This is a genomic window from Castellaniella defragrans 65Phen (genome assembly GCF_000612685.1).
Lineage (GTDB): Bacteria > Pseudomonadota > Gammaproteobacteria > Burkholderiales > Burkholderiaceae_B > Castellaniella > Castellaniella defragrans.
The window spans coordinates 1,917,897-1,943,858 of record NZ_HG916765.1 but is presented as its reverse complement, the minus strand read 5'-3'; the positions used below and the strand labels follow the sequence as shown (position 1 = coordinate 1,943,858).

The 25,962-nt window shown below is 70.0% G+C and carries 25 protein-coding genes; 8 read left to right on the top strand and 17 right to left on the bottom strand.

Annotation, left to right across the window (positions count from 1 at the left end; translation table 11 throughout):
• Positions 1 to 12: 12 nt before the first annotated feature.
• Positions 13 to 1,806, bottom strand: coding sequence for an ABCB family ABC transporter ATP-binding protein/permease (locus BN940_RS08715; protein WP_043682187.1), 1,794 nt, complete (start codon positions 1,804 to 1,806; stop codon positions 13 to 15).
• A 130-nt stretch (positions 1,807 to 1,936) separates the two neighbouring features.
• Here BN940_RS08715 and BN940_RS17890 point away from each other — a divergent pair, with 130 nt between their 5' ends.
• Positions 1,937 to 2,464: a sigma factor gene (locus tag BN940_RS17890; RefSeq protein WP_052355722.1), complete on the top strand. Its 528-nt coding sequence runs from the start codon at positions 1,937 to 1,939 to the stop codon at positions 2,462 to 2,464.
• Complete coding sequence (locus BN940_RS08705; protein WP_043682184.1) at positions 2,461 to 2,931, top strand: hypothetical protein; 471 nt, start codon at positions 2,461 to 2,463, stop codon at positions 2,929 to 2,931. Before BN940_RS17890 ends, BN940_RS08705 begins: the two co-directional genes overlap by 4 nt.
• Positions 2,932 to 2,960: 29 nt before the next feature.
• Here BN940_RS08705 and BN940_RS08700 read toward each other — a convergent pair whose 3' ends face one another.
• The 8 genes from BN940_RS08700 to BN940_RS08665 all read right to left on the bottom strand — a co-directional run bounded on the left by BN940_RS08700 (position 2,961) and on the right by BN940_RS08665 (position 9,904).
• The gene (locus BN940_RS08700) at positions 2,961 to 3,383 is read right to left on the bottom strand and encodes a MerR family transcriptional regulator (RefSeq protein ID WP_043682182.1); all 423 of its coding nucleotides are present in this window, start codon (positions 3,381 to 3,383) and stop codon (positions 2,961 to 2,963) included.
• Positions 3,380 to 3,688, bottom strand: a complete 309-nt coding sequence (locus BN940_RS08695) for an integration host factor subunit alpha (protein ID WP_409360370.1) — start codon at positions 3,686 to 3,688, stop codon at positions 3,380 to 3,382. Before BN940_RS08695 ends, BN940_RS08700 begins: the two co-directional genes overlap by 4 nt.
• Before the next feature lie 12 nt (positions 3,689 to 3,700).
• Positions 3,701 to 6,106 carry a phenylalanine--tRNA ligase subunit beta gene (gene pheT / locus BN940_RS08690; RefSeq protein WP_043682175.1) on the bottom strand — a complete coding sequence of 802 codons (2,406 nt, stop codon included), beginning with the start codon at positions 6,104 to 6,106 and terminating at the stop codon, positions 3,701 to 3,703.
• Positions 6,107 to 6,141: 35 nt separating this feature from the next.
• The gene (pheS, locus tag BN940_RS08685; protein ID WP_043682172.1) at positions 6,142 to 7,164 is read right to left on the bottom strand and encodes a phenylalanine--tRNA ligase subunit alpha; all 1,023 of its coding nucleotides are present in this window, start codon (positions 7,162 to 7,164) and stop codon (positions 6,142 to 6,144) included.
• A gap of 77 nt (positions 7,165 to 7,241) precedes the next feature.
• Positions 7,242 to 7,601 (bottom strand): 50S ribosomal protein L20, encoded by a 360-nt coding sequence (gene rplT, locus BN940_RS08680; protein WP_043682169.1) that lies wholly within the window; start codon positions 7,599 to 7,601, stop codon positions 7,242 to 7,244.
• Positions 7,602 to 7,614: 13 nt separating this feature from the next.
• A complete protein-coding gene (gene rpmI, locus BN940_RS08675) occupies positions 7,615 to 7,812 on the bottom strand; it encodes a 50S ribosomal protein L35 (RefSeq protein WP_043682165.1) in 198 nt (65 codons plus the stop codon).
• 260 nt (positions 7,813 to 8,072) lie between these two features.
• Positions 8,073 to 8,312, bottom strand: coding sequence for an accessory factor UbiK family protein (locus BN940_RS08670; protein ID WP_043682162.1), 240 nt, complete (start codon positions 8,310 to 8,312; stop codon positions 8,073 to 8,075).
• A gap of 74 nt (positions 8,313 to 8,386) precedes the next feature.
• Positions 8,387 to 9,904 carry a YifB family Mg chelatase-like AAA ATPase gene (locus BN940_RS08665; RefSeq protein ID WP_043682159.1) on the bottom strand — a complete coding sequence of 506 codons (1,518 nt, stop codon included), beginning with the start codon at positions 9,902 to 9,904 and terminating at the stop codon, positions 8,387 to 8,389.
• 237 nt (positions 9,905 to 10,141) lie between these two features.
• Here BN940_RS08665 and BN940_RS08660 point away from each other — a divergent pair, with 237 nt between their 5' ends.
• From BN940_RS08660 to BN940_RS08645, 4 genes are all read left to right on the top strand, one after another.
• Positions 10,142 to 10,543 (top strand): DUF2946 domain-containing protein, encoded by a 402-nt coding sequence (locus BN940_RS08660; RefSeq protein ID WP_052355721.1) that lies wholly within the window; start codon positions 10,142 to 10,144, stop codon positions 10,541 to 10,543.
• Between the two features lie 94 nt (positions 10,544 to 10,637).
• The gene (locus BN940_RS08655) at positions 10,638 to 12,977 is read left to right on the top strand and encodes a TonB-dependent receptor (RefSeq protein ID WP_084330592.1); all 2,340 of its coding nucleotides are present in this window, start codon (positions 10,638 to 10,640) and stop codon (positions 12,975 to 12,977) included.
• A 31-nt stretch (positions 12,978 to 13,008) separates the two neighbouring features.
• The gene (locus BN940_RS08650) at positions 13,009 to 14,235 is read left to right on the top strand and encodes a sialidase family protein (RefSeq protein WP_148304927.1); all 1,227 of its coding nucleotides are present in this window, start codon (positions 13,009 to 13,011) and stop codon (positions 14,233 to 14,235) included.
• Positions 14,236 to 14,335: 100 nt separating this feature from the next.
• Positions 14,336 to 14,746 (top strand): TlpA family protein disulfide reductase, encoded by a 411-nt coding sequence (locus BN940_RS08645; protein WP_052355719.1) that lies wholly within the window; start codon positions 14,336 to 14,338, stop codon positions 14,744 to 14,746.
• 141 nt (positions 14,747 to 14,887) lie between these two features.
• On the opposite strand, the gene BN940_RS18945 is transcribed toward BN940_RS08645, so the two are convergent.
• Positions 14,888 to 15,298: a YtxH domain-containing protein gene (locus BN940_RS18945; RefSeq protein ID WP_052355718.1), complete on the bottom strand. Its 411-nt coding sequence runs from the start codon at positions 15,296 to 15,298 to the stop codon at positions 14,888 to 14,890.
• Positions 15,299 to 15,880: 582 nt separating this feature from the next.
• Here BN940_RS18945 and BN940_RS08635 point away from each other — a divergent pair.
• The gene (locus BN940_RS08635) at positions 15,881 to 16,219 is read left to right on the top strand and encodes a P-II family nitrogen regulator (protein ID WP_043682155.1); all 339 of its coding nucleotides are present in this window, start codon (positions 15,881 to 15,883) and stop codon (positions 16,217 to 16,219) included.
• 25 nt (positions 16,220 to 16,244) lie between these two features.
• Positions 16,245 to 17,477: an ammonium transporter gene (locus BN940_RS08630; protein WP_043682152.1), complete on the top strand. Its 1,233-nt coding sequence runs from the start codon at positions 16,245 to 16,247 to the stop codon at positions 17,475 to 17,477.
• On the opposite strand, the gene BN940_RS08625 is transcribed toward BN940_RS08630, so the two are convergent.
• From BN940_RS08625 to thrS, 7 genes are all read right to left on the bottom strand, one after another.
• Positions 17,465 to 19,573 carry a diguanylate cyclase domain-containing protein gene (locus tag BN940_RS08625; RefSeq protein ID WP_052355717.1) on the bottom strand — a complete coding sequence of 703 codons (2,109 nt, stop codon included), beginning with the start codon at positions 19,571 to 19,573 and terminating at the stop codon, positions 17,465 to 17,467. The two genes, BN940_RS08630 and BN940_RS08625, sit on opposite strands and share 13 nt — an antisense overlap.
• A gap of 134 nt (positions 19,574 to 19,707) precedes the next feature.
• Positions 19,708 to 21,432: a phosphoenolpyruvate--protein phosphotransferase gene (ptsP, locus tag BN940_RS08620; protein ID WP_052356064.1), complete on the bottom strand. Its 1,725-nt coding sequence runs from the start codon at positions 21,430 to 21,432 to the stop codon at positions 19,708 to 19,710.
• 47 nt (positions 21,433 to 21,479) lie between these two features.
• Positions 21,480 to 21,749: an HPr family phosphocarrier protein gene (locus tag BN940_RS08615; protein WP_043682145.1), complete on the bottom strand. Its 270-nt coding sequence runs from the start codon at positions 21,747 to 21,749 to the stop codon at positions 21,480 to 21,482.
• 19 nt (positions 21,750 to 21,768) lie between these two features.
• Positions 21,769 to 22,182, bottom strand: a complete 414-nt coding sequence (locus BN940_RS08610; RefSeq protein WP_043682142.1) for a PTS sugar transporter subunit IIA — start codon at positions 22,180 to 22,182, stop codon at positions 21,769 to 21,771.
• A gap of 73 nt (positions 22,183 to 22,255) precedes the next feature.
• On the bottom strand, positions 22,256 to 23,218 hold the full coding sequence (gene gshB, locus BN940_RS08605; protein WP_043682138.1) for a glutathione synthase: 963 nt from the start codon (positions 23,216 to 23,218) through the stop codon (positions 22,256 to 22,258).
• A 21-nt stretch (positions 23,219 to 23,239) separates the two neighbouring features.
• Positions 23,240 to 23,803: a translation initiation factor IF-3 gene (gene infC, locus BN940_RS08600; protein ID WP_242404307.1), complete on the bottom strand. Its 564-nt coding sequence runs from the start codon at positions 23,801 to 23,803 to the stop codon at positions 23,240 to 23,242.
• Positions 23,803 to 25,749: a threonine--tRNA ligase gene (gene thrS, locus BN940_RS08595; protein ID WP_043682134.1), complete on the bottom strand. Its 1,947-nt coding sequence runs from the start codon at positions 25,747 to 25,749 to the stop codon at positions 23,803 to 23,805. Before thrS ends, infC begins: the two co-directional genes overlap by 1 nt.
• Positions 25,750 to 25,962: the final 213 nt, after the last annotated feature.

Below are 25,962 nucleotides of genomic sequence, written 5' to 3'. Positions count from 1 at the left end.
GTACGATATAGGTCAAACCCTAATGTCTTCCACGGGCCTGGACTGTTGCAGATGCCACATGCGGGCGTAGCGGCCGTCGAGCGCGAGAAGGGCCGCGTGGGTGCCCTGCTCCACCACCCGGCCGGCCTCCATGACGAGGATGTGGTCGGCGTGGACGATGGTCGAGAGGCGGTGCGCGATGATGAGCGTGGTGCGCCCCTGGGCGATGCGTTCGAGCTGCGACTGGATGGCGCGCTCGGTGCGCGTGTCCAGGGCGCTGGTCGCCTCGTCGAAGACCAGGATCGGGGGGGACTTGAGCAGCGCGCGGGCGATGGCGACGCGCTGCTTCTCGCCGCCGGACAGCTTCAGCCCGCGCTCGCCCACCGGGGTGTCGTAGCCCTGCGGCAGCGAGGCGATGAAGTCGTGGATGTGGGCGGCCCGGGCCGCCTGCTCGACGTCGTCCTGCGTGGCGTCCGGACGGCCGTAGGCGATGTTGTAGCCGATGGTGTCGTTGAACAGCACCGTGTCCTGCGGCACGATGCCGATGTGGGCGCGCAGGCTGGCCTGGGTGTAGTCGCGGATGTCGCGGCCGTTCACCCGCACACAGCCCCCGGTGGGATCGTAGAAGCGGAACAGCAGACGCGACAGGGTCGATTTCCCGGCGCCGGAAGCCCCCACCACGGCCAGCGAGCCGCCCGCCGGCACGCTGAAGCTGACGCCATGCAGGATCGGGCGGTCGGGCTGGTAGGCGAAATCCACGGCCTCGAATGCCAGGCTGGCCCGGTCCGCCCGCAGCTCGACGGCATCGGGGCGGTCGGCCACCTCCTGGCGGTTGCCCAGCAGATCGAACATGCGCTCCATGTCGGCCAGGGCGTGCTTGATCTCGCGGTAGACGAAGCCGAGGAAATTCAGCGGCGCGTAGAGCTGGGTCAGGTAGGCCGACACCAGCACCACGTCGCCCACGGTCATGTGGCCCTGCACCACGCCGCGCGCCGACTGCCACAGCAGCGCGGTCATCCCCACGGTGATGATGGCGCCCTGGCCCATGTTCAGGAGATTCAGCGATACCTGGTTGCGCACGGCCGAGTCCACCCAGCGGCTCAGGTCGGCGTCGTAGCGGCGGCTCTCGTAGTCCTCATTGCCGAAGTACTTGACGGTCTCGTAGTTCAGCAGCGCGTCGACCGCCCGGCCGTTGGCCTGGCTGTCCAGGGTGTTCATGGTGCGGCGGTACGTCATGCGGCGTTCCGTGACCCTCAGCGTGAAGAGCACGTAGGCGGCGATGGTGCCCAGCGTCAGCGCGGCGAAGGTCCAGTCGTAGCGCCACAGCAGCACGCCCGTGACCATGGCGATCTCCAGCAGCGTGGGCACGATGTTGAAGACCATGAAATTGAGCAGGAAGCCGATGCCCTTGGTGCCGCGCTCGATGTCGCGCGTGAGCCCGCCGGTGCGCCGGCCCATGTGGAAGCGCAGCGACAGCGCCAGCAGATGGCGGAAGACCTGGCCGGCGACGCGCTGGATGGCGCCCTGGGTGACGCGGGCGAACAGGGCGTCGCGCAGTTCGCCGAACACCGAGGTCGCCAGGCGCGACAGCCCGTAGCCCAGCAGGGCCGCCAGCGGCACGGCCAGCAGCGTGGGCGCCACGCCCAGCGCATCGACGATGTCCTTGAGCCAGACCGGCGTGGCGACGTTGGCGACCTTGGCCGCCACCAGACAGACGAAGGCGAGCGTCACCCGGCCGCGGAAGGCCCAGACGTACGGCCACAGGGTCTTCAGGGTCAGCCAGTCGTCGCGCCGCGCGGGCGCGGCGCCGGTGTGGGAAAAGCGCATGGAAACATCCGGAAAACAGGCGGGCGGCGAGCGGCTGGGAGCGCGCCGGCGGGACCGCATACAATAATGCATCCCTGGAGGACGCGCCTTTGGCGGCGCATCCCGCGACCCGGTGAACGGGAAAGATTGTATGACTGTTTCGGTTTTCGATTTCGAGGCGGAGCTGAGCGCCTGCGCGGCGGGCGACCGCGCCGCCTTCCTCGCGCTGTACCGCCACGAGGCCCCCGCGATGCGCGCCCTGGCCCTGGCCATGCTGGACGATCCCGACGCGGCCGACGCCGTGCTGCACGAGACCTTCGTCCTGATCTGGCGCAACGCGGCCGGCTACAGCCCGGCCATCGGCACCGCGCGCGCCTGGATCTACAGCATCCTGCGCTACCGCGCCTCGGCCCAGGCGCGGCAGATGCGCGCCGAAGGCCGCCATCCGGCGGAAAACACGCCCCTGCCCACGCTCCGCCTGCCCGCGGACGCGCCGGCCGGCACGGTGGCCGGCGCCCTCGCCGCCCTGCCCGCGCCGCAGCTCGACGCGCTGCTGCAGGCCTATCTGCACGGCGGCGATCCCGCCCGCATCGCGGCCCGCCTGGACCGCACCGAACCCGACATCGAGGCCTCCCTGGGCGCCGCCCTGGCGCACATCGACGAAGCCGTGCGCGCATGAGACCCACCTACCCTTCCTACTCCGACGACGAGATCGCCCGCTACGTGCTGGGCCTGGACATGCCCGACCGCGTGGCGGACATCCAGTCGCGGCTGGCCCACGACGACGCGGCAGCCGCGCGCGCCCTGAAATGGGAAGCCTATTTCCTCGGGATCGTCGATGCCCTGCCCGTCCAGCCGCCGCCCGACGCCGTACTGGAACGCATCCGCCAGAGCCTGGGAATGGAACGGGACGAGCCGCCCGTCCTGGGCGAGGCCCGGGCGTCCGGCGCCGCGCCGCGCGCCGCCGCCGGCGACGAACCGCCGCGCCGCACCCGGCGCGTTCCGCGGCTGCGGCGCGGCCGGCTGGCCCTGGCGATCGGCATCGGCGTGGCGCTGTGCCTGGCGACCCTGGCGCTGTGGGCCGGCCTGCGGCCGCCGCCCGCCGGCACGGTCGTCCAGCAGCCGGTGCATCTGGAAGGCCGCTGAATCAGAGATCCGGCCTCAGAGATCCAGCCTCAGAGATCCAGCAGTCCCGCCGCCTGGTGGGCCCGACGATTGCCGTCCAGGGCCTGGGCCAGGCGCTCGTGCACGGCCTGCAGTTCGGCGCGCAGCGCCTGCAGTTCGGCGCCGCTCAGGCGCACGGCGGCGTCCTGGTCGTGCGGCGCGTCGCCGCTGTCGCCCAGGCGGTTGCGCGCCCCGGCGATGGTGAAGCCCTGCTCGTAGAGCAGGTCGCGGATGCGGCGCACCAGCAGGACTTCGTGGTGCTGGTAGTAGCGCCGGTTGCCGCGCCGCTTGACCGGCTTGAGCTGGGCGAATTCCTGTTCCCAGTAGCGCAGGATGTGCGGCTTGACGCCGCACAGCTCGGAGACTTCGCCGATGGTGAAATAGCGCTTGGCGGGGATGGGCGGCAGCGCGGCCGCCGGCGTGGCGGCGGTCATGCGGCGCCTCCGTCGGTGCCCACGCCGTCCTTGAGCTTCTGGCTGGGGTGGAACGTGACCACCCGGCGCGCGGCGATGGGAATGACCTCGCCGGTCTTGGGATTGCGTCCCGGGCGCGGCGGCTTGTTGCGCACCTGGAAGCTGCCGAAGCCCGACAGCTTGACCTCCGTGCCCTGGACCAGGGCGTCGCGGACTTCGGAGAAGAACGTGTCCACGATGTCCTTGGCCTCGCGCTTGTTCAGGCCCACGCGCTCGAAGAGCAGTTCGGCCAGATGGGCTTTGGTCAGCGTCCGATCCGTATTCACCAGGGATTCCTCCTATGAGCGCAGGCGCGCGCCATGCGTCTCGGCCAGGGCGGCGAGCAGGCTTTGCACGCAGTGTTCGACCTGGCGGTCCTCCAGCGTCGCATCGCGTCCCTGGAACCAGAGGCGCAGCGCCAGGCTGCGCTGCCGGGCGGTCGCGGCTTCGCGCCAGATGTCGAACAGTTTAATGTCTTTGACCACGGAGAGGGCGCCGTCGGCCGCGATCCGCTGCCGCAGTGTATCAAGCAGCGACTGCCACGGCACGTCCGCATCCACCCAGATCGCCAGATCCCGCACCGCCACGGGCTGGCGGGACAGCTCCTGCGGATGGGGGAAGATACGTTCGGATACGGCTTCGGCGTCGATCTCGAAGACCACGGGGGCGTGCGGCAGATCGAGCGCCTGGGCCCAGCGCGGATGGACCTCGCCCAGCCAGCCGATCGCGCGGCCGCCCAGCAGCAGGCGGGCGCTGCGGCCCGGATGCAGCGCGGGATGGCCGGCGGCCTCGCAGCGCAGTTCGGCCGCGCGCGCGCCCAGCAGGGCTTCGAGATCGCGCTTGACGTCGAAGAAGTCCACCGGCCGCGCCGGCTCGCCCCATTGTTCCGCCAGGGCCGGCCCCCAGGCCGCGGCGGCCAGGCGGGTCGGCTGGGCCACGCCCGCGACGGCCAGGCCGCCGTCGGCCACCGAGGCATCGCGGGCGAACACACGGCCCAGCTCGAACACCCGCACGCGCGTCTGGCGATGCTTGGCGTTGTAGGCGATGTTGGCCAGCAGGCCGCCGATGAGGCTGGAGCGCATCACCGCGAGCTGGCTGGCGATGGGATTGAGCAGCCGGATGGGGTCGGCGTTGCCGCAGTAGTCGCGTTCCCAGGCTTCCTCGACGAAGGAGAAATTGATGACTTCCTGGTAGTCCCGCGCGGCCAGGGCGGCGCGCAGCGCGTGCGGGCCGCAGCGGGTCTCGGGCACCGCCCGCATGACGGCCGGCGCCACCGGGGGCCGGTCGGGAATGCGGTCGAAGCCGTGGATGCGGGCGACTTCCTCGATCAGGTCTTCCTCGATCGTCAGGTCGAAGCGCGCCGCCGGCGGCGTGACGACGAAATCGTCGCCCTGGCGCTCGTAGGCGAAGCCCAGGCGCGTGAAGACGGCGCCGACGGCCTCGGCGTCCAGCGGGATGCCCAGCACGCGGGCGCAGCGCGCCAGGCGCATGCGCACCGGCTCGCGCGCGGGCAGGTTGACGACCTGGTCGTCCAGCGGACCGGCCTGGCCGCCGCAGACGTCCAGGACCAGGGCCGTCATGAGCTCCAGGTGCTCGGGAATGGTGGAGAAGTCCACGCCGCGCTCGAAGCGGTGGCCGGCCTCGGAATTGAGCTTGTAGCGGCGCGGCCGGCCCATGATGGCCTCCGGCCACCAGAAGGCGGCTTCCAGGTAGACGTCGGTGGTCTCCAGCGTCACGGCCGAATCCTGCCCGCCCATGATGCCGGCCAGGCTTTCCAGGCCCCGGCCGCTTTCGATGACGCCCACGTCGGGCGTCAGATCGACGGTCTGGTCGTTGAGCAGTTCCAGCCGTTCGCCCTCACGCGCCCAGCGCACGGTCAGGCCGCCCTGGACCTTGGACAGGTCGAAGACGTGCGTGGGACGGCCCAGCTCCAGCATGATGTAGTTGGAGATGTCCACCAGCGCCGACACCGGCCGCTGGCCGGCGCGCTCCAGGCGCGACCTGATCCACGCGGGCGTGGCGGCGCGGGCGTTCACGCCGCGCACGATGCGCCCGGCGAAGCGGCCGCACAGGTCCGGCGCCTGCACGGTCACGGGCAGGCGGTCGTCGATGGTGACCGGCACCCGGGGAACGTCCGGCGCGCGCAGCGCGCAGCCGGTGAGCGCCGCGACTTCGCGCGCCACCCCCAGGATGGACAGGCAGTCGGCCCGGTTGGGAGTCAGCTTCAGGGTGTAGATCGTGTCGTCCAGGTCCAGCGCCTGGCGCAGGTCCTGGCCCGGCTCCAGACCGGCGGGCAGTTCGAGCAGGCCGGCGTGGTCCTGGGACAGGCCCAGTTCGCGGGCCGAGCACAGCATGCCGCGCGATTCGATGCCCCGCATCTTGACCGGGCCGATGCGCAGGCCGCCCGGCAGTTCGGCGCCCAGCCGCGCCAGGGGCACCAGCAGCCCGGCCGCCGCGTTGGGCGCGCCGCAGACGATCTGCAGCGGCTCGCCCGAGCCGTCATCGACCCGGCAGACGCGCAGCTTGTCGGCATTCGGATGCGGCTCGGCCGATTCGATGCGCGCCACCACCACGCCGGAGAACGGCGGAGCGTAGGGGTCGGCGTCCTCGACTTCGAGGCCGGCCATGGTCAGCCGATGGGCGAGTTCCTGGCCGTCGATGTCGGGATCGGCCCAGGCGCGCAGCCATGATTCGGGAAATTGCATGATTCGGATTCCGTGTCGCGGAAGGCCTGGCGGGCCTAGTCGTTGAACTGGCGCAGGAAGCGCAGGTCGCCCTCGAAGAACTGGCGCAGGTCGTCCACGCCGTAGCGCAGCATGGTCAGGCGCTCCAGCCCGGAGCCGAAGGCGAAGCCGATGTAACGTTCCGGGTCCAGCCCGAAATTGCGCACGACCTGGGGATGCACCTGGCCGGAGCCGGAGATCTCCAGCCAGCGGCCCTGGTTGGGACCGGAGGTGAACATCATGTCGATCTCGGCCGAGGGCTCGGTGAACGGGAAGAACGAAGGCCGGAAGCGCAGCGTCAGGTCGTCGGTCTCGAAGAAGGCCCGCAGGAAATTCGTGTAGACGCCCTTGAGGTCGGCGAAGGAGATGTCCTCGGCGATCCACAGGCCCTCGACCTGGTGGAACATGGGCGAATGGGTGGCGTCGCTGTCGACGCGGTAGGTGCGCCCCGGGGCGATGACCTTGATGGGCGGCTTGTGCATGCGCGCGTAGCGCACCTGCATGGGGCTGGTGTGCGTGCGCAGCACCAGCGGCAGCCCGTCCGCGTCCTTCATGTCCACGTAGAACGTGTCCTGCATGGAGCGCGCCGGATGGTTTTCCGGGTTGTTCAGGGCGGTGAAGTTGGTCCAGTCGTTCTCGATCTCGGGGCCGTCGGCCACGTCGAAGCCGATGGAGCGGAAGATCTGCTCGACGCGCTGCCAGGTGCGGATCACCGGATGGATGCCGCCCGTGCCGCGCCCGCGGCCCGGCAGGGTGACGTCGATGGTCTCGGCCGCCAGGCGCTGGTCCAGCACGGCCTGGGCCAGTTCGGCGCGCCGCGCGTTCAGCAGGGATTCGACCTGCTGCTTGGCCTGGTTGATCTGCGCGCCGCGCGTGCGCTTTTCCTCGCCCTGCAGGGCGGCGAGGCCCTTGAGCAGCGCGGTCAGCGAGCCCTGCTTGCCGAGGAAGGCGGCTTTTTCGTTTTCCAGCGTGGCGGCGTCCCCGGCCTGGGCGAAACGGGCGCGGGCCTGGGCGATCAGTTCGTCGAGCGATGAGTCCATGTGCATTCCAAAACGCAAACGGAGCCCGATGGAGCTCCGTTTGCGATGATACAGAATCGAAAACGAAACTGTGTCGGTCAGGCGGCCAGCGCGGATTTCGCCTGGGCCACGACGGCGGCGAAGCCCGCCTTGTCGTGCACGGCCATGTCGGCGAGGACCTTGCGGTCGAGTTCGATCGAGGCCTTCTTCAGGCCGGCGATGAAGACGCTGTAGGTCACGCCCAGTTCGCGGCAGCCCGCGTTGATGCGGGTGATCCACAGGGCGCGGAAGGTGCGCTTCTTGTTGCGGCGGTCGCGGTAGGCGTACTGGCCGGCGCGCATGACCGCCTGCTTGGCGATCCGGAAGACGTTGCCGCGGCGGCCGCGGTAACCCTTGGCGGCCTTGATGACTTTTTTATGGCGTGCACGAGCGGTGACGCCGCGTTTGACGCGAGGCATGTGTAATCTCCGATCAGGCGAAAGGCAGCATCGCCTTCACGGAGGCGACGTTCGTTTCATGGACGGCAGCCGAACCGCGCAGCTGGCGTTTGTTTTTCGTGGTTTTCTTGGTCAGGATGTGACGCTTGAAAGCCTGGCCGCGCTTGATGGAACCACTGCCGCGCACCTTGAAGCGCTTGGAAGCGCCTTTTTTGCTCTTCATCTTGGGCATGACGATACTCTGTTGGCTTGGCAAATCCAGGTGGCCCGGGATCCGGGCGCTTGTCAGACCTGGCATTCGCATGTGTTTCGGACCCGGCATGCGCAACCTGCATGCACGAACCCTGCTTCCCGCCTTTCCCCGCCCAGGACGTCCCCCGTTCACGAAAGAACCGGAAGCAGCCGGGCCAAAAGACGAATCCCCTGGGATGAAGCAGACCCAGAGGAAATTGGGAAAAGCCCTTGATTATAGGGTGATTTGCCTGGATCTGTCTATTCCTCGTCCTGCTCCAGAGCCTGGACGCGCGCCTCCAGGGCCTCGATGCGCTCCAGCGCACGGGCCAGCAGGTCGGCCTGGATGTCGAATTCTTCCCGGGTGACCAGGTCCATGCGGGCGAAGGTCTGCGCCATGAAGGCCTTCATGTTGCGCTCGATGTCGGCGGCCGGGGTCTTGGCGAGCAGTTCGGACATGTTCTTCTGGAAGTCGTCGAACCATTGATTGGGGGCGATCATCGCGGCCTCCTGGAATGGGGAAGGGAAAACCGGCATTTTACCGCCCTGCCGCAGATTGCTGTCCACGCCGCGGCTCACGCGCCGCTGTCGGGGCGGTACTGCACCGCCTGGGCCATGTGCCCGGCCTCGATCCGGTCGCTGCCGTCCAGGTCGGCCAGGGTCCGGGCCACGCGCTGGGCCCGGCGCGCGGCGCGCGCCGACCAGCCCCAGGCCGCCGCCGCACGCATCAGCAGCGCGCGGCCCTCGGCGTCCGGGCCGGCGTGGCGCTCCAGGGCCGCGCCGTCCAGCTCGGCGTTCAGGCAGCCCTGGCGCGCCAGCTGCCGGTGCCGGGCGGCCAGCGCCCGCTCCCGCACCGGCGCCGAAGGCTCTCCCGGCGGCGCATCCAGCCACGCGGACTCCACCCCCAGGCCGACGTGCAGATCGATCCGGTCGAGCAGCGGTCCGGAGATCCGCCCCCGGTAGCGCGCGATGGCCTCCCGCGAGCAGCGGCATTCCCGCTGCGGATGGGGATGCCCGTGCCAGCCGCACGGACAGGGATTCATCGCGGCCACGAGCTGGAAGCGGGCGGGAAAGGTGCAGCTGCCGGCGGCCCGGGCGACCGTGACGCAGCCGGTTTCCAGGGGTTCGCGCAGGGCTTCCAGGGCCTGGCGGCCGAATTCCGGCAATTCGTCCAGGAACAGCACGCCGTGATGGGCCAGGCTGATTTCCCCGGGCCGGGGACGGGCGCCGCCGCCCACCAGCGCCGGCATGGAAGCGCCGTGGTGCGGCGCGCGAAACGGCGGCACCCGGGACAGCAAGGGCCGCGAGCGGGCCAGCCCGTGCACGGCGGCGACTTCCAGGGCCTGCTCGGGCGTCAGGGGCGGCAGCAGGCCGGGCAGGCGCCGCGCCAGCATGCTCTTGCCCACGCCGGGACAGCCGCTGAGCAGCAGACCGTGCCCGCCGGCCGCCGCCAGCTCCAGGGCCCGCCGGGCCGCCGCCTGCCCCCGCACGTCGGACAGGCACGGCGGCGGGGCCTCGTCGGCCGGCTCGCCGCACGCCGGCGCGGCGGCGGGCAGCGCCGCGCGGCCGGTGAAATGCGCCACGACCTCGTCCAGGCCGGCGGCGGCCAGCACCCGCAGGCCCGGCACGCGGGCGGCCACCCCGGCGGCCTCCGGCGCCATGATCAACACGGCACGGGGATCGTCGCGCGCGACCGACAGCGCGATCGCCAGCACGGCGTCCGCCGGCACGATGCTGCCGGTCAGCGAAAGCTCGCCGGCCAGCACGTAATGCCGCACGTCCGGCGCCCGCCCCCGGGCGTCGGCGATCTGCCCCGAGGCCAGCAGCACGCCCAGCGCGATCGGCAGGTCGAAGCGGCCGGAATCCTTGGGCAGGTCGGCGGGCGCCAGATTGGCCGTGATGCGGCCTGCCGGGAACTCGAAACCGCTGCTCAGCAGCGCCGAGCGCACCCGCTCGCGGCTTTCGCGCACGCCCGCGCCCGGCAGGCCGACGATGGAAAACGACGGCAGGCCGCCGCCCACGTGGACCTCGACCTGCACGGGCCAGACGCGCGGCCCGAACAGGGCCCGGCTGGACAGAACGGCAAGCGACATCGGAACTCCTCCCGCATCATCCCCGCCCCCACTATAGAGGCGGACGCGGGGCCGCGGGCGGCGCGCGGGACGGATTTGTCCCGGCCCCGCGCCATGACTTAGAATGCTTCTCGATCGTATTTTTCGCATCGGTTTTCCGCATCGGGTTTCCCCGGTACAGGTTTTCAGTACCGGTTTTCCGCAGCAGGTTTCCGCAGGCACTTTCCCCACTCCAGGATCTTTCAGGCCCCCGCAGCCATGGTTTCCGGACCCCGCAAACGCCCCGCCCGTCTGGCCGCCTGGCTCGGCCTGGTGGCGATCTGCCTGCTCGCCGCCGCACCGACGATCAGCTGGCTGCTGCAAGCCGCGCCGCGGGACGTGGCCGTGGCCGTGTGCTCGCCCGCCGACCTGGAGGGCTCGCCCGCGGCGGACTACCGCATCCAGGTCGGAAGCCACCACGACGGCCCGGCCGACGCGCTGGACGCGTGCGGCTATTGCGGTCTGCTCGCCGGAAGCTCCCTCCTGCCCGCCCAGGCGCCGGCCGCCCCGGCCGTGCTGCTGCTGGCGCTCGTCCTACTGGCGGCGCCCCGCTGGATCCGCCACGTGCCGCTCGGCACGTTCCCCGCGGGCCGGCCGCGCGACCCGCCGCCGTCTTCCTGACTCCTTCCGGCCGCCGCGCCGGTTTTCGTGCCCGCGCCGCGCGCCTCGCAAAAGGCGCCGGCAAGGCCATCCCCTTCTCGTCAGGAAGAACACCATGCACCCCGCTTCCACCAGGAAGACCGCGCACGGCCTGCGGCCGCGCGCCGGAGCCCTGTGCGGCTTCGCCCCGCTCGTCCTCGCCGTCCTCGCCACCCTCGCCCTCCCCCGCGGCCCGGCGCGGGCCGAAGAATCGTCCGCCGCCGCCCTGCCCGCCATCACGGTCACCGGCACGGCCGAACGCCCCGCCACCGATGCCGACATGCCCGCCTCGGTCGAATCCGTCACGCGTGAGCAGTTCGGCAACTGGAACGTCGTCAACAGCGAAGACACCCTGAAATACCTGCCCAACCTGGACGTGCGCAAGCGCTTCATCGGCGACCAGAACTCGATCATCGCAGTGCGCGGCACCAGCAACACGCAAAGCGCCCGCGGCCTGGTCTACGCCGACGGGCTGCTGCTGAGCAACCTGCTGGGCAACAGCTACTCCTTCCCGCCGCGCTGGTCGATGGTGTTCCCCGACGACATCGAACGCGTGGACGTCGCGTACGGCCCCTTCTCCGCGCTGTACCCGGGCAACGCCATGGGCTCGACGGTGCTGATCACCACCCGCATGCCCGCCCGGTTCGAGGCGCGCGCCAACGTGAAGGCATTCACGCAGCACTTCGACCTGTTCGGCGTCGATCGGGACTTCGAGGGCCACGAGGCCTCCGCCACGATCGGCGACAGGATCGGGCGCCTGTCGTACCTGCTGGGCGTCAACCGCCTGAAGAGCACCAGCCAGCCGATGCAGTTCGCCACCCTGGCGCAATCGAACAAGGCCGCGACGGCGGCCGCCACGCCGGTGTCGGGCGCGTATTTCTACGACAACCAGACGGAGCAGCGCACGGCGGTCCTGGGGGTGAGCGGCGAAGGCATCAAGCACACGACCCAGGACCAGTTCAAGCTCAGGCTGCAATACGAGCTGGCATCGGAACTGCAGGCGGGTGCGTCCGTGGCGTACTGGCGCGAGCGCTCCACCAGCGACACCTCGACATTCCTGGAGGACGAGAACGGCAATCCCGTCTACTCCGGCAAGGTGGCCATCGACGGACGCGAGTACGACATCCCCGCGGCGGCGCTGGCGGCAAGCCAGGGCGAAAGCGACAACTGGCTCTACGGCCTGTCGCTCAAGACCACGCGCGCGGGCGGCTGGAACGCGGAGGTGAACGCCTCGGCCTTCGAGGTGACGCACAGCGTGGGGCGGCAGGCCAATGCCGGCGGCTCCAGCGACGGTCCCGGCACCATCACCTACGGCGACGGCACGGGCTGGAAGACGTTCGACCTGAAGGCCAGCTACACGCCGCAGGCGCAGTCCGGCCTGCGGGCCCACCGGCTGGCGCTGGGCTACCACTTCGACCACTACTTCACGAACAGCGGCACCTTCGACACGGCGAACTGGCGCGGCGGCGACTCCGGCGCGCTGAAGAACGCGTTCGAGGGCAAGACCAGCACGCAGGCGCTGTACGTCCAGGACGGCTGGCAATTCCTGCCGCGCTGGAAGCTCGTCTACGGCCTGCGCTACGAGGATTGGCGGGCCTATGCCGGCGGCCAGGCCTCCGCGGCCGCGCGGCTGGCGTATCCCGCGGCCGCGCAGCGCCACGCCTCGCCCAAGGCGTCGCTGTCCTTCGACGTGTCCGACGACCTGACGCTGCGCGCCTCGATCGGCCGGGCCTACCGCTTCCCGACCGTCGGCGAGTTGTTCCAGGGCCAGATCAGCGGCTCGTCCATCGTCAACAACAACCCCGGCCTGCAGCCGGAAGACGACCTGGGCAAGGAACTGTCGGCCGAGTGGTGGCACTGGAACGGCGTGTTCCGCTTTTCCCTGTTCCAGGACGACGTGCGCGACGCCATCTTCCGCCAGACGGACACCACGGTCATCCCGAACGTCACCAATTTCCAGAACATCGACAAGGTGCGCTCGCGCGGCGCCGAACTGGGCTACCAGGGGCGCGACGTGGGGATGGAGGGCCTGGACCTCACCGCCAGCGTGGCCTACACCCAGTCGAAGATCCTCGCCAACGCGTCCAACCCGGAATCCGTCGGCAAGTACTTCTACCGGATCCCGCTGTGGCGCGCCAAGCTGCTGGCCACGTACCGGTTCGGCGAACGGGCCTCGGCGAGCGCGGGCGTGCGGTATTCCGGGCGGCAATACAACACGCTGAACAACGCCGACACCAACCCCAACGTCTACGGCGGCACCAGCACCTACACCGTCGCCGACCTGAAATTCACCTACCGGCCCGACCGGCGCAGCGAATTGAGCGTGGGCGTGGACAACCTGTTCGACGAACGGTATTTCGTCTACCACCCCTATCCCGGCCGCACGCTCTACGTGCAGGCGGCCTTCCGGATGTGAAGCGGTCCCATTTCATCGGGAGATGCGAAAAATGAACACCTGGCTGTCCCTGCTGCTGTCCGCCGTGCTCGCGGCGGCCCCCTGGAGCCTTTCCGCCCGGACGGCCGTCCCGGCGGCGGCTTCCCATTCCCATCATGGCGCGAACGGGGCGCCGGTCATGGCCACCAGCGCCGCGTTCGGGCCGGACGGACGGCTCTGGATGGCGTCCGCCGACGACGGCCGCCTGTCGGTGCGCCATTCCGACGACCTGGGCCGCACGTTCAGCGCCCCCGTCCTGATCGACGTGCCGGCCGGATCGGTGCTGACCATGGGCGAGGACAGGCCCATGATCGCCACGGGTCCGCGAGGCGAAATCTACGTCGCCTGGACCCGCGCGCTGCCCCGGCCGTACACGGGGCACATCCTGTTTTCCCGCTCGGTGGACGGAGGCCGGCACTTCTCGACGCCCGTCCGGGTGCACCGGGACGACGCCGAAATCACCCACCGCCTCGCGGCGATGTCGGTCGATGCCGAAGGACGCGTGCTGATCGCCTGGATCGACCGGCGCGACTTCCAGGCGGCCAAGGCGCGGGGGGAGCCCTACGCGGGCACGGCCGTCTACTACGCCTGGTCGGACGATGACGGCGCCCGCTTCGGACCGGAACGGCGGCTGGCCGACCACAGCTGCGATTGCTGCCGCATCGCCGCCGCGCCCGCCCCGGCAGGCGGCATCGGACTGCTCTGGCGCTTCACCGATGCGGACGGGCTGCGGGACCACGCCTACGCGGAGGTGCGCGACGGGACCGTCGCGCGCGAAGCCGCCCGCGCCACCTACACCGGCTGGCGGGTGGACGCCTGCCCCCACCAGGGCCCCGGCCTGGCCCTCGCCGCCGACGGCACCCGCCACGCGGTCTGGTTTTCCGCCAAGGACGGCGAGCCGGTCATCTGGTACGGACAGCTGCGGCCGGGGCAGCCGCCCGGCCGCCTGCTGGCCGTCGCCCGGGAAGGCGCGGCGCACGCCGACGTGGCGGCGGCGGACGGGCGCGTCTGGATCGTCTGGAACCAGGCCGATGCCGACGGCCTGAAGCTGATGGCGCGGGTTTCGGCCGACGCGGGCGCGCATTTCAGTGCCGCCCGGGAACTCGCCCGCACCGACGCGGACGCCGGCTCGCCGCAGGTGCTGCTCGATCGCGGCGGCCGCGCCTACGCCGCCTGGGGCACGGCCGACGGCCTGCGCCTCGTCCCTCTCACCGGAACCGAAGGAACTGGACAACCATGAACATGCGGCTTCAAATGCGGCTTCTGATCCTGTCGATGCTGATCCCCGCGGCCGCCGCCGCGGCGCCCCGGAAACCCTGGAACCCCTCACGGCCGAGGACGTGCCGGCCCTGCTCGAACCGCCGGCGCGCGGCGTGCGCATCATCGAACTGTGGGCGCTGTACTGCGCCTATTGCGAAACCAATCTGCGGGCCGTGGCCGAACTGAGCGCGGCCGACGCCGGGGTCCAGGCCGTGACGGTCAATACCGACCGCAACGCCTCCGCCGCGGCCGTCCTCCAGCGCCTGCGCTCGGCGCAGGCCACCGGCGTGCCCGCGCGCGCCTATGCCGGCGCGTCCGTGCAGCGCCTCAACTACCTGATCGATCCGCGCTGGGGCGGGGAGATGCCCCACACGGTGGTGCTGCACGCCGACGGCACGCGGCGCTCGGCGAGCGGCACGCTGACCGCCGAGCGGCTGAAGGCCCTGGTGGAGGGGCCGAAGGAAGGCCCGAAAGAAGGCCCGAGGCCTTGAGCCGCGCGGCGACATGAAGGCGCGCACGGCGCGCCCCTCGGGACGCGCCGGCCGCCCCGGGCGGGGGGTTCCGCGTGGGCGTGCCGTCCCGCCCTGATGCGCAGTCCTGCTTGACCGCGTCGTCCCGCGCGGACGGGTCGTTTACTTGGAACCGCCGTTCGAGTTGCCGACGGCGTTCTGGATGGAGGCGTCGGCCTTGGCCGCGCCTTCCTTCACGGATTCGCGGGCGTCGTTGGCGGCTTCGCCCGCCTGATGGGCCAGTTCGCTGGCCTTGTCGGAGACGGCCTGGCTCACCTGGGCCACCTTTTCCTTGGCGGCGTCGGTCGATTCCTTGATCTTGTCCTGCATGGACTGCTGGTCGGCCGGGGCGCTGTTCTGCTGCTCCTGCGGAGCGGGGGTGACGGGAGGCACGGGAGCCGGAGTCGGCGCCGTCGAAGGCGCGGGGGCCGCCGGAGGCGGGGCCGAAGCGTCATCGCTCTTGGAGCAAGCGGCCAGCAGGCTCAGCGATGCCGCCAGGGCGGCCAGAGTCAGCGTTTTTCGCGTCATGTTCATGATCTTCCCTATATGTAGAATTCCGCTGCGTGAAGAGGCGGATCATTTTCGAGGACCGGTCTGTTACAACCGGCTTGGTTACAATTCTAGCGGCCTGCGGGCGCGGGTAAACCCTGACATGTAATGACTGATGTCCGGCCCGGCGGCGGCGCCGGACGGCCAAACCCTTTTCCCCACAAGGGGAAAGCGGCCGGAACCGGCGCCGCCCCGCCCGCCGCGCACTCCACAACTGGACACAAAACCAGGGCCTTTCGCAGACGGAATCACCGCGCGGGCGCCCCGCGCACCGTTGCGGGGCGGGCCCGCACCTCTCTGGTGCGCCGCAGCGGCCGGGCCCGGCGCCGTCCCGCCCCCTGCCATCCCCCTGCCATCCCCCTGCCACTCCGCACCTGCCACTCCGCACCCGCCATCCCCCTGCCACTCCGCCCCTGCCACGCCCGCCGCGACTCCGCCCCCTCGCGGCCGGCTTCGGTGCCCTCCCGTCCCCCGTCCCCCGCCAGGCGTCGTGAACCCGCTACCACGTGAAAACTGGCACGCCTTTTGCTTGAATCCTCCGTGCAAGCACACCGCAAAGGAGCATTCATGAAACTCGTCACGGCACTCATCAAGCCCTTCAAGCTGGAGGAAGTCCATGCCGCGCTGGAGGCCGCCGGCATCCAGGGCATGACGGTCACGGAGGCCAAGGGATTCGGCCGCCAGAAGGGGCACACCGAGCTCTACCGGGGCGCGGAATACCAGGTCGATTTCCTGCCCAAGCTGCAGATCCAGGTCGCGGTTCCCGACGCCCTGGTCGAGATGACGGTGGAATGCCTGTGCCAGGCGGCCCGCACCGGCAAGATCGGCGACGGCAAGCTCTTCGTCACGCCGCTGGAGCAGGTGGTGCGCATCCGCACCGGCGAAACCGGCGAAGCCGCCCTCTGACCCCACGAAAACAGGAGCTTTCCTCATGGACAAGAGCGATCTGGTCTGGACCCTGATCTCGACCCTGCTGGTCTGGCTGATGTGCGTGCCGGGCTTGGCGCTGTTCTACGGCGGACTGGCGCGCAAGCGCCACGCCCTGTCCGTCATGACGCAGGTGCTGGCCGTCTGCGCGCTCATCACGGTGCTGTGGTTCGCCTACGGCTATTCCCTGGTGTTCACCGAGGGCTTCGGCGGCCTGGGCGGATGGACGCGCCTGGGACTGGCCGGCCTCTACCGGCCCGGGGACGCCGCCGCCCCCCTGCCCCTGCTCGGCACGATCCCGGAGCTGCTGTTCGCCCTGTTCCAGGCGACCTTCGCCGCGATCACCTGCGGCCTGATCACCGGCAGCATGGCCGAACGCACCCGCTTCGGCGCGGCGCTGGCCTTCGCCGGCCTGTGGTTCACGCTGGGCTACCTGCCGATCGCGCACATGGTCTGGGCCGGCGACGGCTGGCTGCACCTGCGCGGCGCGCTGGACTTCGCCGGCGGCACCGTGGTCCACATCAGCGCGGGCGTGGCCGGCCTGGTGGGCGCGCGCTGGGTGGGCCCCCGCCTGGGATACGGGCGCGAGGCGATGCTGCCCCACAGCCTGCCGCTGAACCTGACCGGCGCCGCGCTGCTGTGGGTCGGCTGGTTCGGCTTCAACGGCGGATCGGCGCTGGCCGCCAACGGGCAGGCCGTCCTGGCGGCGGCCAACACCCTGCTGGCCGCCGCCTGCGGGGTGCTGGCCTGGGCGCTGGCGGAACGCGTCCTGAAGGGCCATGCCTCGCTGCTGGGCGCAGCCTCCGGCGCCATTGCCGGGCTGGTGGGCATCACGCCGGCGGCCGGCCTGGTCGCGCCGGGCGCGGCCCTGGTCATCGGCGCGCTCGCCTCCTGGGCCGCGCTCTGGGGCGTGAGCGGCCTGAAGCGGCGCCTGGGCGTGGACGATGCCTTCGACGTCTTCGGCATCCACGCCGTGGGCGGGATCGTCGGGGCGGTCCTGACGGGCGTCTTCTATTGCGCCGATCTCGGCGGCCCCGGCCCGGCGGGCCTGGGGGCGCTGCTGCGCCAGACCTGGCTGCAGATCGAAGCCGTGCTGGTCAGCCTGGCATGGGCGGGCGCCAGCGCCGCGGTCTGCGCCCTGCTGGTGGACCGCCTGATGGGGCTGCGGGCCGCGCCCGACGAGGAACGCCAGGGCCTGGACGCCGCGGAGCACGGCGAAACGGCCTATCCCGACTGAAGGCCTCCCGACTGAAGGCCGTCGCGCGCGAGGGCGGGCGCGCGCATCTCGGGCGCGTAGACGCGGAAATGGTTGCGGCCCTCTTCCTTGGCGGCGTACATCGCCAGATCGGCGGCCCGCAGCAGTTCCGCGTCGCCGTCGCCGTCGCGCGGATGGAAGGCCGCCCCCATGCTGGCGGAGATCTGCACCACGTGGTCGCCCAGGGTGAACGGCTGGGACAGCGCGCCGAGGATCTTGTCGGCCAGCGCGAAGATGTCGTCCGGATCGTGGATGTCGCGGATGATGAGCGTGAATTCGTCGCCGCCCAGGCGCGCCACGAGGTCCGAACTGCGCACGCATTCGTTCAGCCGCCGCGCCACCAGGCGCAGCAGCTGGTCGCCCGCTTCGTGGCCCATGCTGTCGTTGACGTCCTTGAAGAAGTCCAGGTCGAGGAACACCAGGGCGAAGGGCACGCCGCTCTCGCGGGAATGCTCGATGCTGCGGCGCAGGTTTTCCTGGAACATCTGGCGGTTGGGCAGCTGGGTGAGGAGATCGTAGTGCGCCTGGTGCCAGATCGACGCCTCCCGGCGGCGTTTTTCGGTGACGTCGGAAAACAGGCCGATGCGGCAGTTGACGCTGCCGTCCTCGTTGTAGGACGTATTGATCGACAGGCGTTCGACGTATTCCTCCCCCGACTTGCGCCGGTTGTGGATGTCGCCGCTCCAGCGGCCGGTCTCGTGCAGCCGGGCCCACATCGCCCGGTAGAATTCGTCGCCGTGGCGCCCCGAACTGAGCACGTTCATGGTGCGCCCGACCACGTCCTGCAGGGTGTAGCCGGTGACCGCCGTGAAGGCCGGATTGACGTCCTGGATGGCGCCGTCGGCGTCGGTGACCACCATGGCCTCGCTGGTGTGGGCGTAGACCAGGGCGGCCCGCCGCGCCGACGCCTCGGCGCGCTTGCGCTCGGTGATGTCGAACATGATGCCGATCAGGGCCGGCCGGCCGTGCAGGGACATCAGCGAGCCGAAGGTTTCCAGTTCAACCATGGAGCCGTCGCGGCGCCGCGCCGTGCATTCGAGCCGCGTCCGGGCCTCGCTTCCCGCGAACCGGTCGCGCACCCGGCGCAGGGTGGCCTCGTAGGACGGGCCGATGAACACCCGGTCGAGGGGGAAGCCGTCGGCCAGCTCGGCCTGCGGATAGCCCAGGATGTCCGCCATCCGCGCATTGGCGTAGATGAAGCGCAGGTCGGCGTCCATCATGTAGATGCCGGCCAGCGTGTTGTCCGACAGGCCGCGGAACATGGCCTGGGCCTCGGCCAGCGCCGCATGCTCTTTTTCGATGTCCCGCAGGAGCTGCCCGATGTGCGCCGCGGAATCGTTGAGCGCGCGGCCCAGCTCGCCCAGCTCGTCGCCCGGCGGCAGCGCCGAACGGGCGGCGTAGTCGCCCACGGCCAGGGCCCGGCACTGGCGCACCAGGGCATGGATGGGCCGCAGGATCTGGCGCGACACCACCCAGCCGGCCAGCCCCAGCAGCAGGAGATCCAGTGCGAACAGCGCATAGGCGCCGTACAGCGCCCGCTGCTGCACCACCCGGACCTGGGCGACCAGGCCGTCCATGAGCGCCTCGGTGCGCGCCAGCAGCGCCGAGCCGGCCCGCATCAGGTCCGCCACGGCGGCGCCTGACCCGCCGGCCCCAGCCGCGGTCCCGGCTTCGGTCCCATTTCCAGTGCCTGTTTCAGCCCCGGTCCCGGTCCCGGCCAGGGCACCGACGGCGTCCCGGTAGCGCGTCCAGGCCTCGTGCACGGCCTGCAGCTGCGGCGCGAGCGCCGCGGGCACGGGGGGAACGTCCAGATCGAACGCATGGCCGCCGTGGCGCAGCGCGTCGTGCGCCGCCTCGAACGCGGCCGGCAGGTCGGCCGCCGGGGCCGGCGCGCCCGGCTGCTGGTGCCCGGCCAGCGCTTCCAGGCCGATGCGCTGGCTGAGCATGCGCATCTTGCCCGCGACGTTCAGCGTGGCGGCCATGCCATCGCTCTCCCGCAGCAGGAACTGGACGATGGAGACATTGCCGATGGCCAGCAACACCACCAGGATGAAGGCCAGCGAGGCCTTCTGCCGCACAGTGCGGGGAAGGGGATCGAGTCGCAAGAGGAGTCTGGATATATCGGGGTCGGGAACCAGGTTATGGCCATCGGACGATTCTACCAACGAACCGGAGGGCCAGGAACCCGGGCATGGCCCGGAAACCGGCGGCTTCAGGCGTCCAGGGTGGACAGGTCGATGCGTTCGGCCCGGTTCAGGGCCGACGCGACCTTGACCCGCAGGGCGTTGGAATGGGCCCGGCGGATTTCCTTCTTGACGTCCAGCAGCTGCTGCGGATGCATGGAGAAGCCGGTCAGGCCCAGCCCCAGCAGCATGCGGGTGACGCGCACGTCGCCCGCCATCTCGCCGCAGATCGACACGGGCTTGCCCAGCCGCTCGCCGACGTTGATGGTGTGCGCGATCAGGCGCAGCACCGCCGGATGCATGGGATCGTACAGGGAGGCGACGTCGGTGTCCCCCCGGTCGATCGCCAGCACGTACTGGATCAGGTCGTTGGTGCCGATGGACAGGAAGTCCAGCGCCTCGGCGAAGGGCTCGATGGCGATGGCGATGGCCGGGATCTCGACCATGGCGCCCACCTGCACGGCGGCGTCGTGGGGCAGACCCGCGGTGCGCAGTTCCGCGGCGGCCCGCGCCAGGGCGCGGCGGGCGGCGTGGATCTCGTGCATGTGCGACACCATGGGAAACAGCACCCGGATCGGCCCGTGCGCGGCGGCCCGCAGCAGCGCGCGCAGCTGCGTGTTGAACATCTCGGGATTGGCCAGGCAGTAGCGGATCGCGCGCAGGCCCAGCGCCGGATTGGTGGCCACGGTCACCTCGCCGTCGAGCGTCTTGTCGGCGCCGATATCCAGCGTGCGGATGGTGACCGGCCGGCCCGCCATGGTGCGCACCACCGAGGCGTAGGCCTCGTACTGCTCTTCCTCGCTCGGCAGGCTGGAGCGCCCCATGAACAGGAATTCGCTGCGGAACAGCCCGATGCCCTCGGCGCCGGCCGCCAGGGCGTCGGCGGCTTCCTCGGGCAATTCGATGTTGGCCTCCATGCGGATCTGGATGCCGTCGAGCGTGACGGCCGGCGCGAAGCGCAGCGCCTTGAGCTCGTCGCGCTCGCGCAGGAAGGCGGCCTGCCGTTCCTGGTATTCCCGCAGCACGGCCTCCGAGGGGTTGACCAGGACCAGCCCGTTCAGGCCATCGACGATCAGCCGGTCGCCGTCGCGCACCAGCGTGCGCACCAGCCCCATGCCGACCACGGCCGGCACGTTCATGCTGCGCGCCACGATGGCCGTATGCGAGGTGGCCCCGCCCAGGTCGGTCAGGAAGGCGCCGAAGCGGCCGCCGCGCAGGCGCATCATGTCGGCCGGAGAGATGTCGCGCGCCACCACGATGAGGCTGCCGTCCACGTCCACGGCGTCCAGGTTCGGCAGCCAGTGCACGGACCCCGACAGCACCCGCAGGACGCGCTCGATCACCTGGCGCACGTCCGCCCCGCGCTCGCGCAGGTAGGCGTCGTCCATCAGGGAGAACTGCTCCACCAGGATCTGGCCCTGGGCCGTCAGCGCCCATTCGGCGTTGTACTGGCGTTCCGCGATCAGCTGGCAGACCGACTGCACCAGCATGGGATCCTGCAGCAGCATGGCATGCACCGACAGCAGCACGCCCAGTTCGCGCGGCGCGTCGGCCGGCAGGTCCTCGGCCATCTGGCCCAGTTCGCGCACGGTCTCGTCCACCGCGAGGGTGAAGCGCCGCTGCTCGGATTCGATGTCCTTCTCGGCGATGCGGTAGTGGGCGACTTCGAGCGAGGCCGCGCTCATGACGACGGCCCGGCCGATGGCATAGCCGCGCACCACGCCCTGGCCGTACAGGCACAGGGTGGAACACATCGCGGACGGCACGGATTCCGGCGGGCTCATGCGAGGATCGGCCTGGTCTATTCCGCTTCTCCGAAGCGGCCCTCGAACAGGGCGCGGATATCGGCCAGGGCCTGGGCCTCGTCCTCGCCCTGGGCATCGATCCGGACGGTGACGCCCAGGCCCGCGGCCAGCATCATCACGCCCATGATGCTCTTGGCGTTGACGCGCTGAGCCCCCCGCGAGATGAAGATGTCGCTGCGATAGCGCCCGGCCAGCTGGGTCAGCTTGGCGGCCGCGCGCGCATGCAGCCCCAGCTTGTTGGAAATCACCAGATCGATGGAAGGCATGGGCACGGGCTCCTGGGCTCTAGCAATCACATGGGGGTTCCGCATTCACGATACCGCGCAGCGCCCCCTGTCGCACGCGTTCACCGAGAGATTCGGGGTTTTCCTGCTGGTCTGTCAAGGCTTTCAGCACCATGCAGGCGTTGGTGCCGGTCAGCAGGTGCGCCACGTAGCCTTCCTCCAGCGCGCGGCGCAGGGCCTGGGCGGCGATGTTGAACGGCGTCGCGCCGTACAGGTCGCAGAGGATCAGCACGGGCTCGGCCGGCCCGCGCGCCCGCATCCAGTCCAGGATGCGGGCGGTCTGGGCGGGCGGATCGGCGTCGGGCGCGATGTCGAAGACCGTCAGGTCGGGCACGCGGCCCAGCACGTGGCGGGCGCAGGCCTCGAAGGCCGCGCCCAGGGGCTCGTGCATGACCAGGGCGATGCGGGTGTTCATGGGGCCTCCGCCGCGGCGGCTGCGCGCCGCGTACTCCGGCATGCGCGCGAGGGGCGGCCCGGTGCGCGCGGGGTCATGCCGCGCCCACGGCCCGGACCAGGGCCTGCACGAAGCGCCCGGCCACGTCGTAGCCGGTCTGCTCGGTGATTTCCACGAAGCAGGTGGGGCTGGTGACGTTGATTTCCGTGATGTAGTCGCCGATCACGTCCAGTCCGATCAGCAGCAGGCCGCGCTCCGCCAGCTTGCGGCCCACGGCCTGGGCCAGTTCGAGATCGCGGTCCGACAGCGGCTGCGCCCGGCCGCTGCCGCCGGCGGCCAGGTTGCCGCGGGTCTCGCCCACGAGCGGGACGCGCGCCAGGGCGAACGGCACCGGCTCGCCGCCGATGATCAGGATGCGCTTGTCGCCGTCGAGGATCTCGGGGATGTAGCGCTGCGCCATGATGGTCCGCGTGCCCAGTTCCGTCAGGGTTTCCAGGATGGAGCCCAGGTTCGGCTCGCCCGGCCGCAGGCGGAAGATGCCGCTGCCGCCCATGCCGTCCAGGGGCTTGACGATGACGTCGCCGTGCTGCGCGTGGAAGGCGCGCAGCCGCGCCATGTCGCGGCTGACCAGCGTGGGCGCCGTGTACTGCGCGAATTCGGTGATGGCGAGCTTTTCCGGATGGTTGCGGATCGCCGCCCCGGCGTTGAACACGCGCGCGCCCTGCGCCGCCGCATGGTCGAACAGGTGCGTCGCGTAGACGTATTCCATGTCGAAGGGCGGGTCCTTGCGCATCAGCACCGCATCGAAGTCGGCAAGCGTGCAGTCGCGCGGCGCGGCATCCTGCGTCCACCAGTCGTGGCCGTGCCAGTCGGCATCGGCGCGCAGGCGCATCGCCGTGGCCGACACCCGCACGCGGCCTTCCAGGACGTAGAGATCGCCCATCGTGGCGAAGCTGAAGTCGTGCCCCTGCGCCGCCAGGCCGCGCATGATGGCGACGGAGGAATCCTTCCAGGCCTTCAGGGCGGGCAGCGGATCGATGACGAACAGAAAATGCATGAATGCCTCTGTGATGCCTGGCTAACTCGCTTTCTTGCGCGGTGCCAGCACCATCACCATCTGGCGGCCTTCGAGCTTGGGCATGGCCTCGACCAGGACCAGTTCGCCCAGGTCGTCGCGCACCCGTTCGAGGACGCGCATGCCGAGTTCCTGGTGGGCCATCTCGCGGCCGCGGAAGCGCAGCGTGACCTTGGCCTTGTCGCCATCCTCGATGAAGCGGCGCAGATTGCGCAGTTTCACCTGGTAGTCGCCTTCGTCGGTCCCCGGGCGGAACTTGACTTCCTTGACCTGGATGATCTTCTGGCGGGCGCGGGCTTCCTGCTGGCGCTTCTGTTCCTGGTACTTGAACTTGCCGTAGTCCATCAGGCGGCAGACCGGCGGACTGGCCGTGGGGGCGATTTCGACCAGGTCGACGTCGTTCTGTTCGGCCATGGACAAGGCCTCGGATGTGCGGACGATGCCCAGCTGTTCGCCATCCACGCCGATCAGGCGGACTTCATGAATGCGGATCTCACCGTTGACGCGGTGTTTCTTTTCGGTTGCGATGTCGAGAACTCCTGTGAGTTGATGAAAAAGGGGTCGAATCAGGCCTGCGCCGGTTCGGTCCCCTGCTGTCGGGTCGAGATTTCGTGCTTGAGCCGGGCGGTGAAATCCGCCACCGGCATCGTGCCCAGGTCCAGATTGCCGCGCCCGCGCACGGACACGGCGCCGGACTCGCGCTCCTTGTCACCGACGACCAGAATATACGGAATTTTCTGCAGGCTATGTTCGCGGATTTTACGGGTGATCTTTTCGCCCCGCACGTCGGCGAACACGCGCAGGCCCTGCGCCTTCAGGTCGCGGGCGAGCTGTTCGGCGTAGGCGGCGGAGGCGTCGGAGATGCAGCAGACCACGGCATGGTGCGGCGCCAGCCAGGCGGGCAGCGCGCCGGCGTGGTTTTCGATCAGCATGCCGATGAAGCGTTCCAGGGACCCCAGGATGGCCCGGTGCAGCATCACGGGCGTGCGGCGCTGGTCCTGGGCGTCGACGTATTCGGCCCCCAGGCGCGCGGGCATGGAGAAGTCCACCTGGATGGTGCCGCACTGCCAGTGGCGGCCGATGGCGTCCTTCAGGGTGTATTCGATCTTGGGGCCGTAGAAGGCGCCCTCGCCCTCGGAGACCTCGTAGTCGCAATGGGAGAGGTCCAGGCTGTCCTTCAGGGCCTGCTCGGCCTTGTCCCAGACCTCGTCGGCGCCGATGCGCTTTTCGGGGCGGGTGGCGACCTTGTAGAGGATCTCGGTGAAGCCGAAATCGGCGTAGACCTTCTGCAGCAGGCGCGTGAAGGCGGCGCATTCTTCCTGGAGCTGGTCCTCGGTACAGAAGATGTGCCCGTCGTCCTGGGTGAAGCCGCGCACGCGCATCATGCCGTGCAGCGAGCCGGAGGGCTCGTTGCGGTGGCACTGGCCGAATTCGCCGTAGCGCAGCGGCAGTTCGCGGTAGGAATGCAGGCCGGCGTTGAAGATCTGCACGTGGCCCGGACAGTTCATGGGCTTGAGGCCGTACACGCGGTTCTCGGATTCCGTCGTGAACATGTTTTCCTGGTAGTTGTCCCAGTGGCCGGTCTTCTTCCACAGGGACAGGTCCAGGATCTGCGGCGCCTTGACTTCCTGATAGCCGTTGTCCTGGTACACCTGGCGCATGTACTGCTCGACCTGCTGCCAGATCGTCCAGCCCTTGGGGTGCCAGAAGATCAGGCCGGGCGCCTCGTCCTGGAAGTGGAACAGGTCCAGCTCGCGGCCGATGCGGCGGTGGTCGCGCAGTTCGGCCTGTTCGAGCATGTGCAGGTAGGCGTCCTGGTCTTCCTTGCGCGCCCAGGCGGTGCCGTAAATGCGCTGCAGCATTTCGTTGTTGCTGTCGCCGCGCCAGTAGGCGCCGGCCACCTTCATCAGCTTGAACACCCGCAGACGGCCGGTGGACGGCACGTGCGGGCCGCGGCACAGGTCGATGAAGTCGCCCTCGCGGTACAGGCTGATCTTTTCGTTGGTGGGGATCGAGGCGATGATCTCGGCCTTGTAGGCCTCGCCGATGCCGCGGAAGAACTTCACGGCCTCGTCGCGGTCCCATTCCTCGCGCGTCACGGCTTCGTCGCGGCGCGCCAGTTCGGCCATCTTCTTTTCGATGGCTTCCAGGTCTTCGGGCGTGAAGGGACGCTTGTACGAGAAATCGTAGTAGAAGCCGTTCTCGATCACCGGACCGATGGTGACCTGGGCATCGGGAAACAGGCTCTTGACCGCATAGGCCAGCAGGTGCGCCGTGGAATGGCGGATCAGGTCCAGACCTTCGGGATCCTTGTCGGTGACGATGCTCAGGGAGGCATCCCGGTCGATCACGTGGCTGGCGTCCACCAGCCGCGCCGGCTCGCCGTCGACAGCCAGCCGGCCTGCCAGCGCCGCCTTGCCCAGCCCGGTCCCGATGGAGCGCGCGACCTCGTGCACGGAAACGGGATGGTCGAATTCGCGCCGCGAACCGTCGGGAAGGGTGATGCAAACCATGTAAGCGTGTCCTGAAAATGCGAAACGCGGCCTGCGCCGCGTAGGTAAAAAGCCTGAATTTGCCATGCAGGAGGAATCCATCCAGTGTAGCAATCAGGCGGACAACAATCAATTTGATACGAGGAAATGCGCGGGATTCCGGGCGCTCCGGCGATCCCCGGCGGCGGGGATCGTTGCAAAAAGGCCAGTCCGCGGGGACTGGCCTTTGTCCTG